Origin of the sequence: Mesorhizobium jarvisii (genome assembly GCF_003601985.1) — a bacterium.
GTDB lineage: Bacteria > Pseudomonadota > Alphaproteobacteria > Rhizobiales > Rhizobiaceae > Mesorhizobium > Mesorhizobium jarvisii.
In genome coordinates this window covers 505,243-517,863 of sequence record NZ_QZXA01000002.1, presented here as the reverse complement: position 1 = coordinate 517,863, position 12,621 = coordinate 505,243, and the positions used below count along the sequence as shown (strand labels likewise).

Annotated in this window: 10 protein-coding genes and 1 pseudogene; 5 read left to right on the top strand and 6 right to left on the bottom strand. The window is 64.2% G+C overall.

All coding sequences use genetic code 11. The features are described 5' to 3' along the window. Positions 1-2 precede the first annotated feature (2 nt). From D3242_RS06265 to hemP, 3 genes are read right to left on the bottom strand one after another with little or no spacing between them, the layout of a single operon-like run. Complete coding sequence (locus D3242_RS06265; RefSeq protein WP_064984092.1) at positions 3-905, bottom strand: heme/hemin ABC transporter substrate-binding protein; 903 nt, start codon at positions 903-905, stop codon at positions 3-5. An 11-nt stretch (positions 906-916) separates the two neighbouring features. After that, a complete protein-coding gene (locus D3242_RS06260) occupies positions 917-1,978 on the bottom strand; it encodes a hemin-degrading factor (RefSeq protein WP_064984090.1) in 1,062 nt (353 codons plus the stop codon). 22 nt (positions 1,979-2,000) lie between these two features. Further along, positions 2,001-2,207, bottom strand: coding sequence for a hemin uptake protein HemP (gene hemP / locus D3242_RS06255; RefSeq protein ID WP_038647321.1), 207 nt, complete (start codon positions 2,205-2,207; stop codon positions 2,001-2,003). Between the two features lie 200 nt (positions 2,208-2,407). Between hemP and D3242_RS06250 the strand changes: the two genes are divergently transcribed. The 4 genes and pseudogenes from D3242_RS06250 (at position 2,408) to hmuQ (ending at position 6,548) form a co-directional block, all read left to right on the top strand. Beyond that, complete coding sequence (locus D3242_RS06250; RefSeq protein ID WP_081296091.1) at positions 2,408-4,597, top strand: TonB-dependent hemoglobin/transferrin/lactoferrin family receptor; 2,190 nt, start codon at positions 2,408-2,410, stop codon at positions 4,595-4,597. Between the two features lie 4 nt (positions 4,598-4,601). Next, positions 4,602-5,046, top strand: a pseudogene (locus D3242_RS06245) (hypothetical protein). A gap of 140 nt (positions 5,047-5,186) precedes the next feature. After that, on the top strand, positions 5,187-6,176 hold the full coding sequence (locus D3242_RS06240; protein WP_064984328.1) for an energy transducer TonB family protein: 990 nt from the start codon (positions 5,187-5,189) through the stop codon (positions 6,174-6,176). A gap of 57 nt (positions 6,177-6,233) precedes the next feature. Then, on the top strand, positions 6,234-6,548 hold the full coding sequence (gene hmuQ / locus D3242_RS06235) for a heme-degrading protein HmuQ (protein ID WP_019858631.1): 315 nt from the start codon (positions 6,234-6,236) through the stop codon (positions 6,546-6,548). Positions 6,549-6,560: 12 nt separating this feature from the next. On the opposite strand, the gene putA is transcribed toward hmuQ, so the two are convergent. Beyond that, entirely contained in the window at positions 6,561-10,169 is a 3,609-nt protein-coding gene (gene putA, locus D3242_RS06230; RefSeq protein WP_064984086.1) for a bifunctional proline dehydrogenase/L-glutamate gamma-semialdehyde dehydrogenase PutA, read from the bottom strand. A gap of 163 nt (positions 10,170-10,332) precedes the next feature. Here putA and D3242_RS06225 point away from each other — a divergent pair, with 163 nt between their 5' ends. Beyond that, positions 10,333-10,785 carry an Lrp/AsnC family transcriptional regulator gene (locus D3242_RS06225; protein ID WP_027046935.1) on the top strand — a complete coding sequence of 151 codons (453 nt, stop codon included), beginning with the start codon at positions 10,333-10,335 and terminating at the stop codon, positions 10,783-10,785. A gap of 57 nt (positions 10,786-10,842) precedes the next feature. Here D3242_RS06225 and D3242_RS06220 read toward each other — a convergent pair whose 3' ends face one another. Both D3242_RS06220 and D3242_RS06215 read right to left on the bottom strand, forming a co-directional pair. Beyond that, positions 10,843-12,042 (bottom strand): cytochrome-c peroxidase, encoded by a 1,200-nt coding sequence (locus D3242_RS06220; protein ID WP_064984084.1) that lies wholly within the window; start codon positions 12,040-12,042, stop codon positions 10,843-10,845. Between the two features lie 7 nt (positions 12,043-12,049). Further along, positions 12,050-12,499 (bottom strand): FixH family protein, encoded by a 450-nt coding sequence (locus D3242_RS06215; RefSeq protein WP_027046936.1) that lies wholly within the window; start codon positions 12,497-12,499, stop codon positions 12,050-12,052. Between the last annotated feature and the right edge of the window lie 122 nt (positions 12,500-12,621).

Below are 12,621 nucleotides of genomic sequence, written 5' to 3'. Positions count from 1 at the left end.
GCTCAGTCCGTGACTTCAGCGCCATAGAGCGAGACGGCGAGGTCGTGAATGGCGTCGGCGGTGCGCGGCCCGAAGCCGAGCAGATAGCCGCCATCGATGCGGATCAGCTTGCGCGCGACCCCCGCCGGCGTCGAGGCAACAGACGGGTTGCCGAACAATTCGTCGTCCGACACTGGCGGCCCGGCATTGCTCATCATCAGGATCACGTCGGGCCTGGCGGTGATGATTGCCTCGTCGGACATCTGCTTGTAGCCGGAGAAACCGTCGACGGCGTTGACTCCGCCCGCCAGCTTGACCATGCCGTCGGCCGCGGTTTCGCTGCCGGCCGCCAGGATCTTGCCGCCCTGTACCGACAGCACGAACAGGATGCGCTTGCGCTCCTTGATCGACGCCGTCTGCTTTTCGGCTGATATCAGCTTGGCATCGAGTTCCTTGGCCAGCACCTCGGCCTTGGCATCGACGCCAAGCGCCTTGCCGACGATGCGGACCTTCTCGAGGATGCCCTCGTGGCTATAGTGCTCGGGCACCTCGATGAAGGGGATGCTGGCCTTCTTCAGCACGTCGACGGCTTCCTTGGGGCCACTGCCGTGCAGCGCCAGGATGCCGGTCGGATTGACCGACAGCACGCCTTCCGGCGACAGCGCGCGCATATAGCCGACATCGGGCAAGGCGAGCGCCGCTTTCGGATAATTGCTGGTGGAATCGCGCGCCACCAGATGTTTCTCCTCGCCAAGCGCATAGACGATTTCGGTGATCGAACCGCCTATGGCGGCGATCTTCGACGGATCGGAGAAGACCGAGACACCCTCGGCGGCGCCGGCCGGCTGCAGCGCGGCAACGGAAAGGCCGACGATCGGCGCAAGCATCGATAGGCGCATCGCCGGCAGGGTCGGGAAAAACCGCATCACACTGTTCCTCACGCTGCCGTCGGGCTCGGAATACGCGGCAGGTTCTCGGCCAGGAACCGCCAATCGTCGCGCTCGCTTTCGCCTTCATGGCGCTTGCCGAAGAACTGGATGATCATCTCGCCTTCGGCGCCAAAGACCTCGAGCGATGTGACATGGCCATCCTTGGTCGGCTTGCGCACCGCCCAGACTTCATGGATGTGGTCGGTGCGCAAATGCAGGTGGAAGGTTTCATCCAGCACATTGATCCACGGCCCCATCGGCTTGATCGACTTGACCGGTCCGGAATGGATCTGGATGCAGCCGCGGTTGCCGACGAAGCACATGATCGGCAGTTCGCCTTCGGCGGCGTGATGAAACATGGCGCGGACCGCGTCATTGTCGAGCAGCCAGGCATAGTCCGTTCCGATCATGCGCACCGCCTGACGGCGGCTGAGCTTGAGCGTTTTCAGCATGCCGAAGAACTGGTGCACGTCGGTCAGCCGGCTCCAGCGGTCGCGCAGATCGTCAAGGTTGGCGGTCGTCGCCGTGGCCTCGCCCTCATTATCGGAGGCATGCCCGGAGATGGCGATCGTCGGTTCCTGGTTGGACGATTCCAGCGAAGCGACCAGCTTCTGGTAGGCATAGAGGCTGGAGGCCGGCCGCAGATGCACCTTGTGCACCGCCTCGCCCGCCCCGTCGAAGAACTGCAGGCTGCGGCGGATCTCGTCGCCGTCGCGCTTCTCCACGGCAAAGCCATGCGCCCAGACCTTCGGGAAGACGCGCAGGTCGATATTCTCGCCAAGCACCATGGCATTGTGGTTGCCGGCAACGACCTTGTCGTAGACGCCAATCTTTTCGTGAACGGCGCTTTCGTTGCGGGTCAGCGCCATCACCTCGCCGACCGCCTCGAGCCCGGTCAAGAGGTCGTTGACGCGCGGTTCGATGCGAACGACGCCGTCGCCGCAATGCGCGGCGACCAACTCGGCTTCCGAAATGCCGAGTTGGGCGGCCAGGTCACGCTCCCGCGGTTTCGGATCTTCTGTCCGTGCCCGCCGGATTTCATGCGGGGCGGGTTTTACGCGCTGGTCCATGTCTTACCCCTACTGCCTTGCCTTACTTGTTGAGAATGAGCTTGCCCTGCCGGGTGATCTTCAGCCGGTAGAGTGCGCCATGATGCTCGATGCCGATCTCGTGCTCGCCCTGGAACAGCGTGTTGCTGGAGAGCGTTCGCACCGCCAGCGGGATCCGATCGAAGCGGCTGGAGGCATCATCGGAACGGCGGACGCGATAGCGAAAATCGTTGGGATTGTGCGTGTTCATCTGGGTCGATCCCTTTCCTGTGCCGGGCACCTGGCTAGGCGTTGCGAAATTGCCGATTCATTTCTTGACTTGAATAATCATGTTTACTAGTCAGTGCAATACCGGAGTAAACGAGTCAACATTTAAGACGCCGGACACGATGAAAAATGCCAGCGAGCCCCAGGCCAGCCAGCACGAAACCTGGAATCTGGAGTTGGGGCATGGGGTTTTTGAACTGGGAACTGCGCGGCCGGTCGGCGGCGAACGGTGTGGCGGCCTTGTTGGCGAGCGTGGCGGCGATCGCCCTATCGGCACCATCGGCGCATGCACAACAGGCAACGCAGCCGGCGGGCAAGCAGACGGATCAGTCGCAGCAGGCTGACCAGGAAAAAGCTGCCCCTGCGGGCGCAACGCTGCTCGACAAGATTTTGGTTATCAGCCGCACCGGCGAAACGGCGATCGAATCACTGGCCTCGGCCAGCCATGTCGACCAGGAGCAACTCGCCCGCCGCATGGCGACGACGCCGAACGAGATGCTGCTGGGTGTGCCCGGTGTCGCGACACAGGCCGACGCCAGACGCGTCAGCACCAGTATCAACATTCGCGGCCTCCAGGATTTCGGCCGCGTCGCGGTCATCGTCGATGGCGCACGCCAGGATTTCCAGCGTTCGGACCATGGCACCCAGTCGACCTTCTACATCGACCCCGAACTCGTCAAATCCGTCGATGTGATCCGTGGTCCGGTCGCCAACACCTATGGTTCGGGCGCCATCGGCGGCGTCATCTTCTTCGACACCAAGGACGCCGCGGACTTCCTCAAGCCGGCGGAAACATGGGGGGCTTCGGTAACCGGACGCTATGAGAGCAACGGCAAGGGCTGGACCACCAGCGCCACCGGCGCCTACCGTTTCAACGAGAACTGGGACACACTCGGCAACATCGTCTACCGCAACTACGACAACTACAAGGATGGCGGCGGCGACACCGTCAACGGCACCGGCTTCGACGTGCTGAGCGGCCTGCTCAAGACCAGCATCCGGCCGACCGAAAACAGCGAGTTGAAGCTGGGCTGGGTCGGCTCAAGCGACGGCTGGGACGAAACCAGCGGCGGCGTGCCGGTCAACGACGTCGACCTGAAGTCGAACACGTTCACCGCCCGTTACAACATCACGGACGAGGACAAGAGCTGGCTCGATCTCCACATCAACACCTCGTACAACAAGACCAATCTCGACCTGACCAGCCTTGTCCCGCAAAAACGGTTTGATCCCATAACGGGTCTTCCCACTGTCCTGCCGGCGGGGTCGCAATCGACTTTCGACGTCGGCACCACGGGTATCGACATCTGGAACACATCGCGCTTCGAAACAGGTGGCATCGCCCACGAATTGACCTATGGCGGCGACTGGGTCGGCGACGATGTGAAGACGGGCGGTACGGCCGGCGGCGACAGTTTCTACACGCCTTCGGGCAAGCGCAACGTGTCCGGCGCCTATGTCCAGGACAAGCTCACCTGGGACTGGCTCGAAGTCATCGCCGGACTGCGCTACGACAATTACAGCCTGAAGGACAGCACGCGTGAGACCTCGGGCGACCGGCTGTCGCCGCGCATCACCGTCGGCGTCTCGCCGTTCGAAAGCGCCGGCCTTGCCGGCCTGCAATTCTACGGCACCTACGCCGAAGGCTATCGGTCGCCGTCGCTGACGGAAACGCTGATCAGCGGCAACCACCCGGCGGGCGTCACCTTCCCGTTCCTGCCCAATCCCAATCTGCGGCCTGAGACCGGCAAGACGACTGAATTCGGCATCAACTACAGCCAGAACGACATCTTCGAACCCGGCGACGCGCTTCGCGTCAAGGCGGCCTACTTCCACAACAATGTCGATGACTATATCGATGGCGTGACCCTGTCGCCGTTCGCTCCAGGCAGCGGCTGCCCGTTCGGACCCGGCATTCCGATCTGCTTCCAGTATCAGAATTTCGCCCAGGCCAAGATCGACGGCTTTGAGCTGGAAGGCGTCTACGACGCCGGATGGGGCTATGCCGGGCTTTCGGCCTCGATCACCAATGGCCACACCATTTCCTACAAGGGTGTGGAAGCCGATCTCGCCACCATCCCGTCCTCCCAGGTCACCGCCCAGCTCGGGCTGCGCTTCCTCGAGGACAAGCTGACCGTTGGTGGTGAGGTTCAGTACAATGGCAAACCAAAGGGCAATGCGGTGGCCGAGGACTACAAGCTGGTCAATGCCTTCGCCACCTACCAGGCGACAGACAATCTGAAGGTCGATTTCCGCGCCGACAATCTGTTCGACGTCAAATACGCCAACCCGCTGAACGGCAGCACGACAGTCGCGGTCTATGAGCCGGGCATAACGCTGAAACTGGCGGCAACAATGCGATTTGGAGGCTGATGGCATGGCGAGCTTGACGACATCCCTTCGTCTGCTGCCCTCGACGTTGGCGATGTCGCTTGCGATGGTTCCGGCGTGGGCTGAAGGGGTCCGCGCCGGCCCCCGCGCTGACCCTGGAGCTCAATGCCGCGCAACCCTCCGACAAGGGCTGCCGGCTGACCTTCCTGGTCAACAACAATCTCGGTGCCGACCTCTCCAAGGCGGCTTTCGAGATCGCCCTGTTCAACGAGGCCGGCGTTGTCGACCGGCTGATCGTGCTCGATTTCAAGGACCTGACGGCAGGCAAGACCAAGGTGACCCGCTTTGATCTCGCCGGCACCGATTGCACCAAGGTCAGCCGCGTGCTGATCAACAGCGCGACCGAATGCGCAGGCGCCGGCGTCGAACCGGCCGCCTGCATGCGCAGGCTGAAGACGGACACCAAGACCGGCATCGCCTTCGGCGTCTGAGAACGGCTTTGGGACTGCACCCCGCATTCTCAGCAAATACCGTTGCCTGGCCGCTGGCCGGCCACGGATCGCTGACGCCGTGGGCAAACGATCTTGATTTGACTTTTGCCCGCTGGCCGCTGCAATTTCCGGCCCGCGACATGCAGGAAATCAGTCCCCTCCCCGACGCTGGCAGCGAGCTGGCGATAGCGCCGGCCGAGCCGCTTGCAGCCGCGCGGCCGGCGGCCCGATGGCCGATTGCCTTCGTCGTCTCCGGCCTGCTTCACGCCGCCATGGCGGCATTCTTTCTGATCTCGCCCGCCGGCACATTCGATTCCAGGAATGCGGAGCAACCGGAAGGCAGCGATCGCGCAGGCGACAAGGTGGCCGGCACCGCTTTGGACAAGGATCCAGCAGCGATCAATGTCACGCTGGAGCCAAAACCGCAGCCGACCAAACCGGAGCCGGCGGCCAGACCGGTGCCGCCGACAACACCCTCGCAGCCCGAGCGGGAAGCTGCAAAGCAAACTCCCCAACCCATCCCGGAAGCAGCCAAGCCGCCGCCCAAACCTTTGCCGGAAGCTGTCAAACAGCCTGCGGCAACACCGGACATACTGGTGGCGGCGACCCCGCACCCTGATGACCAGAGTGTGGCTGCCAGGGCCGAAACACCGGCACAGCCGAGCGTCCAGGCCGAGACCGCTGAGATGCCTGTCGCCGTTCCGGACCAACCGCCGATCCCCAGCGCTAGGCCAACTCCGGCCGCCGCCCCTGCAAAAGCAGCGGACGAGAAGCGCGGCACGGCAGATGGGCAGGATCGGCTGGCGCAGGCAGCCAGCAAGGGCAGAAGGCAGAACGAGGCGGGGGCCGCGACTGAGTCCAGCTACCGAAGCGACGTCATCAGCAAACTTGGCCGCGTCTATCGAGCAGTGCCGCCTTCGTTGCAAGCGACGGCGCGCAGCAACACCGTTGTCACCTTCGTCATCGGCCGGCAGGGCAACATCGATGAGCTGCGTGTCGTCGAAAGCTCGGGCTCGGCAACTTTCGACCAGATCGTGCTTGGTTTCGTTCGCAAGGCGGCCCCTTTCCCTCCGATCCCGCCAAAGGTCGGCAACAGTCTGGAATTCACCGGTGCGATCGGTCCGTTCTGAGAGCGGCTAACCCGCATCCTTCAATCGCAGCAGTCCACCAATTCAGAAAGGAACCCCATGTACATCGCCATGAACCGCTTCAAGGTGCAGAACGGCTCGGAAGCCGATTTCGAGGCCGTGTGGAAGAACCGCGATTCCAGCCTTGCCGAGATGAAGGGTTTTCGGGAATTCCATCTGCTGCGCGGCCCGGTCAACGAGACCGAAGGCTACACACTGTTTGCCTCGCACACGGTGTGGGCGAGCCAGGACGATTTCGTCGCCTGGACCAAGTCGGAGAATTTCCGCGCCGCGCACAGGAATGTCGGCACGACGAAGGTGCACTATCTCGGCCACCCGCAATTCGAGGGCTTTTCGGTCGTCGAGGGCGCCTGAGAATAGGCTGAACTAGGCCGCGGCAAGCAGGCTGGCATTGCCGCCCGCGGCCGTGGTGTCGACACAGACCGCGCGCTCATGGGCATAGGCGGCCGGGTTGAGCACCTCGCTGACCAGCGGCACGATCGGGCCGGTCCTATCGGCGATGACCTTGCGCACGATGCGCGCGGCCTCCGGCGTGCCCGAAAAAGCGACGACATCGACGCGCAGCGAGCGCGCCTCGACCGGATCGGGACGCCCATCGATAGCGGCGAGCGGCAAGCCCTTGCCGGTCAGCGCCGACAATGCGGCCGGCGCCCCTGGGGCAACGGCCAGCACCGCATTGCCGGCGGCGAGCGCCTGGATCGTCTGGGCAAGCAGCGTCTCGGCATCCGGCCCCAGGCACAACACGCGGCCGCGCGGCGACAGCGAGAGCGTGTTGGCCTCGCCGGTTGGCCCGGGCAGGTCGACCTGACCGAAATCGATGCCAGCAGCGGCGCCGATGGCAGCCGCGCCCTTGCCGCGCAAATGCTTCCTCAGGATGGCGATCCGGTCCGGGCGCGTCGACCAGCCGCCGAGGGCCGGATCGGGCAGATTGTCGGCCAGTTCGGTCGCCGTCACCTTGTGGCCATCGCCAACTTCCGTACCGGCTTCCGGCCCCTTGCGGAAGCGGCGCAGATAGTGCGGGCCGCCGGCCTTCGGCCCGGTGCCGGACAGCCCCTCGCCGCCAAAGGGCTGCGAGCCGACGACGGCGCCGATCTGGTTGCGGTTGACGTAGATGTTGCCGGCATGGATGCCGTCGACGAAATGCTGGACGCGGCCTTCGATGCGGGTATGCAGGCCGAACGTCAGGCCATAGCCCTTGCGGTTGATGGCGGCGATCACCGCGTCGATCTCATCGGCGTCGAAGCTGGCGACATGCAATACCGGCCCGAAGACTTCGCGCTCCATCTCCTCTATGCCTTTGACTCGGAAGACATGCGGCGCGACGAAGCGCCCGTCCTTCGGCGCCTCGAGCTTGGCGATCAGCCGGCCCTCGAGACCCTTCTTGGTGCAATAGTCACGGATAGAGGACTGCGCGTCATCGTCGATGACCGGACCGACATCGGTCGAAATCCGCCAGGGATCACCGATGTTGAGCGCTTCCATGGCGCCTTTCAGCATCTCCAGCATCTTCTTCTCGACGTCCTTCTGCACGTAGAGCACACGCAGCGCCGAACAGCGCTGGCCGGCACTCTGGAAGGCAGAGGCGAGGATGTCGCGCACCGCCTGCTCGGGCAACGCGGTGGAATCGACGATCATGGCGTTCAAACCGCCGGTCTCGGCGATCAGCATGGCGTCGGGTGCCGCGGTCTCGGCCAGCTGTTTCTCGATCAGCTTGGCGACCTCGGTCGAGCCGGTGAAGCAGACGCCGGCAATGCGTGGGTCGGCGGTCAGCGGCGCGCCCACCGACGGGCCATCGCCGGGCAGCAGCTGGATGATGTCTTCCGGCACGCCGGCCTCGCGCAGCAATTCGACGGCGCGGAAGGCGATCAGCGGTGTCTGTTCTGCCGGCTTGGCGATGACCGAATTGCCGGTAACGAGTGCTGCCGCGATCTGGCCGGTGAAGATGGCGAGCGGAAAATTCCACGGCGAAATGCAGACGATCGCGCCGCGCGCCTGCGTGCCGGTCTCGGCATTGGCCGCCTCGGCGGCGTAGTAGCGCAGGAAGTCGACCGCCTCGCGCACTTCCGCCACCCCGTCGGCCAGCGATTTGCCGGCCTCGCGGGTGGCGAGCGCGAAGAACTCGACCGCATTGGCTTCGTAGAGATCGGCTGCGCGGTTGAGGATGGCGGCGCGTTCGGCAACGGGACGCTTTGCCCAGGCCGGTTGCGCTTCCACAGCGATGCGCACGGCAATCGTAACCTGCTTGGCGGCGGCCTCGTGAACCGTTCCGACCACTTCATCGGGCTTGGCCGGATTGACGACCGGGCGTGGCTTGCCATAGCCGGCAGCCCGGGTGATCGGCTTGGCGTGCCAGCGGTCCGGCCCGGCGAACGCCGCCCTGGCCTTGTCGATGGCCGCCAGCGTCACCGTGTCGGTGATGTCAAAACCTTTCGAATTGCGGCGACCGACGCCAAAAATCTGAGAAGGCCGGGCAATCGCCGGATTGGCAGCAGGACCCTGGCTTTCCACCGTCTCGAGCGGATCGCGCGCGATGTCTTCCGGCTCGACATCCTCGTCAGTCAGCTGGTGCACGAAGGAGGAGTTGGCGCCATTTTCCAGCAGGCGGCGCACCAGATAGGCCAGAAGATCGGAATGCGCGCCGACCGGTGCATAGATGCGGCAGCGCGTGCCTTCGGCCTGGCGCACGGTCTCGTGCAGCGCCTCGCCCATGCCATGCAGGCGCTGGAATTCGAAGGAATCGCGGTTCGTGGCCATCGACAGGATGGCGGCGACGGTGTGGGCGTTGTGGGTGGCGAATTGCGGGTAGATGCGGTCGGTCATGCCAAGCAGTTTCTTCGCGCAAGCCATGTAGGAAACGTCGGTGTTGGCCTTGCGGGTGAAGACGGGATAGCCGGCAAGTCCGAGCGTCTGCGCTCGCTTGATCTCGGTGTCCCAGTAGGCGCCCTTGACCAGCCGCACCATGATTGTGCGGTCGTATTTCTTCGCCAGCGCGTAGAGCCAGTCGATGACGAAGGCCGCGCGTGGCCCGTACGCTTGCACCACCACACCAAAGCCGTTCCAGCCAGCGAGTTCCGGCTCGGCCAGCACGCGCTCGATGACATCCAGCGACAAATCGAGGCGGTCGGCCTCTTCTGCGTCGATGTTGAGACCCATGCGCGAATGCCTGGCTGCGAGTGCCAGCGACAACAGCCGCTCGGCCATGACCGGCAGCATCTCTTCCTTCTGCGCCACCTCGTAGCGCGGATGCAGCGCCGAGAGCTTCACCGAGATGCCGTGGTTCTGCCTGATGTCGGGACCGTTGGAGCCGGCATCGAGCGAGGAAATCGCGTCGGCATAGGCCTTGTGGTAGCGCAGCGCGTCGGCCTCGGTGCGGGCCGCCTCGCCCAGCATGTCGAAGGAATAGAGGTAGCCCTTCTGCGTCATCGGCCGGCCGCGCTTGACGGCTTCCGCGATGGTGCGGCCGAGCACGAACTGTTCGCCCATCTCGCGCATGGCGGCGGCCACCGCCTTGCGGATGACCGGCTCGCCCAGCCTGCGCACCATGGAGCGCAGCGTGCCTTCGATACCGCCCTCGCCCTCGTCGAGGACACGGCCGGTCAGCATCAGCGCCCAGGTCGAGGCGTTGACGAAGATCGAGCTCGATCCGCCGGAATGCGCCGACCAGTCATGCGGCGCGATCTTGTCGGCGATCAGATCGTCCATCGTCTCGGTGTCGGGCACGCGCAGCAACGCCTCGGCCAGGCACATCAGCGCCACGCCCTCCTTGGTGGAGAGGCCGTAGGCCGAGAGGAAAACCTCCATCAGCCGGGGATCGGACGAGCCGCGCACCGCCCGCACCAGATCGGCGGCTCGCGCTGAGATCGCATCGCGATCCCCAGCCGAAAGCCCTGTCGCCTCGGCCAGCCGCTTCACGGCCTCGTCTTCGTCGGGAAGATAGTTGGCGCGGATCTGCTGGCGGATGGTGTCGAGCGGCATGGCGGGTCCCGTGGAACGAGCATCAGGGAGCGGGCCGGCGGTCACCGGACCGAATGGCGCAAGCTAGCACAGGCGCGGATTTCAGTCGGTCCAAAGAAATCGACGAGATAGTCCGATCGATCTATCGTTGTGCCAGTTCCTTAGAGATTGTACTGTGATTTTGATGACAGAAGACCAATTGGACCGCATCGACCGAAACATCTTGTCGGCGCTGGCGGGCAATGGTCGGCTTTCCATGTCGGAACTCGCCGCCAAGGTCGGTCTTTCGAAGACGCCGGTGCAGGCGCGGGTCAAGCGGCTGGAGAAGGACGGATACATCAGGGGCTATCAGGCGATCATCGACCGTGAGCGCATGGGCGAAGGCCATGTCGCCTTCGTCCAGGTGAAACTGTCCGACACCCGTTCCGCCGCGCTCGACGCTTTCAACCGATCGGTGCAGGCCGTGCCGGAGATCGAGCAATGTCACATGATGGCGTCGAGCTTCGACTACCTGCTCAAGGTCCGCACCCGCGACATCGCTGCCTACCGCCGCGTGCTCGGCGAGCGCATCTCGGCGCTCCCCCATGTCGCCCAGACCTCGACCTTCGTGGCGATGGAGACGGTGAAGGATCGCTGACCGTGATCCCGAAAAGTCGATGCCGGTTTTCGGACAAGATGATGGTCAAACAAGAGCCTACTCCGACAGCGTCTTCAAAAACGCCACCAGCGCTGCGCGTTCGCGGTCCGACAGCTGCAGCGGGTGGATCTCGGTTGTCCCCTCCACGCTCGGCGCCGCCTTGGCGTAGTGCGCCACCACCTCGTCGAGCGACGAAAACTGCCCTGCATGCATATAGGGCGGCCGCGTGGCCACGCCGCGCAGCGACGGTGTCTTGTAAGCCCGGATCAGCTGCGGCCCATCCTTGACCATGAAGCGCAGTTCCCCGCAGGCGCTGACGTCCCCGTCGCGATAGGCGCCAAAACAGTTGAACGGATCGGCTTCGACCTGTGCCACCGCATCGACGCGCCCCCGGTCCGGCGGCAGGTCCGTGACGGGTGGCACGCCAGTGTTGTGAAAACCGTTGTCGGTGAAGCGCGGGCCATTGTGGCAGGTCACGCAATTGGCTTTGCCGATGAACAGTTTCAGCCCGAGGATTTCTTCCCGCGTGAAGACGGCATCGCTCTTCGGCTCGGCGCCGGTGGCAAGGTCCAGGGCAAAGCGATCGAAGCGCGTCTGCGCCGGCTCGATCGAGCGTTCGAAGGCCGCGATCGCCTTGCCGATATTGGCGTAAACGCGGTTGATGGCGTCGCGCTGCGCATCGCTCATCGCGTTCCAGGCAGCCCTTTCGGCATCGTTGCCAAGCGGGCTGGCATTCAGCGGAATGCCGGCAAAATCGGGCAGCGGCCCGAAAATGCGCTCATAGCGCTCGCCGAAGCGTGCCTTGATGTAGTGCGCGTAGGCAGTACGGTTTCCTGCCTGCTCCAGAGGGTTTTCCAGCGGCGTCAGCGCTTGTGCCCACAGGCTGTCGCGGCGGCCGTCCCAGAAGAACCACGGATCGCGCGCCACGCCGGCCAGTGGCATGGTGCGCCGGTTGGTATGGCCGACGCCGACCGCTTGCGGCAGGTCGTCCTGGAACTGGCGGTCTATCTTGTGGCAGGTCGAGCACGACACCGTGCCGTCGCGGCTCATGCCAAGATCGAAGAACAGCGTCGAGCCAAGGGCGGCGGCGGCCGGCACGTCGGCGAAGCGATTGGTGGTGTCGGGCTTCAGCGACGGCAGCGTGTTCAACGCCAGCAAGGCTATGGTCTTCTTCTCCGCGTCGGAAAAATCCGGCTTGCCGCAGCCGACGAGGATGACGGCGACCATCAGCGCCAGAAAGCAGAAAAGGCGCTTCATCGATCGCTCACAGCACCACGTTGAACAGCACTGTATCGGAGCCGGCGCCCGACGAGATGGCGAACCGAAGTTGCCACCAGCCGCTCATCGTGAATTTCAGCCCCTCGATGCGGTAGCGGCCATCGCCGAGATAGTCGGTCACCTGCGGGCTGGTCGGCAGGCCGTGATTGTGTTGCGGCATGCCGCCGGAGATGGCGATCGCGGCGCGCTCCACCGAAGCCCCCGTCTTTGTTTTCAGCGTCAGCAGCCAGGATTCCAGTTCGCCCTGCCGCACCACGCCCCGTTCCGGTACGAAGCTCGCCATGTACAGCCCGTTGTCGGTTTTCTTCGTCCGCGAGACATCCGGGCCGACCATCTGCGCCGATTGCGGCGCGGTCAGATAGACGACCGCAAGAACGCCGACCAGCAGAGCAGCCAGACCAAGACCCGCCAAGAGATAACGCCATATCGATGCCAAACCGGTTCCTCTTCTGCGGATAACGCTCGGCCGGGTGGATCGCGTCCCGCCAGCCTGTGGGAAAACGCTGTGGCGCAAAAAAGCCTGCTTGCCAAGCATGGCGCTGCCGCCGGCAAAAAGCT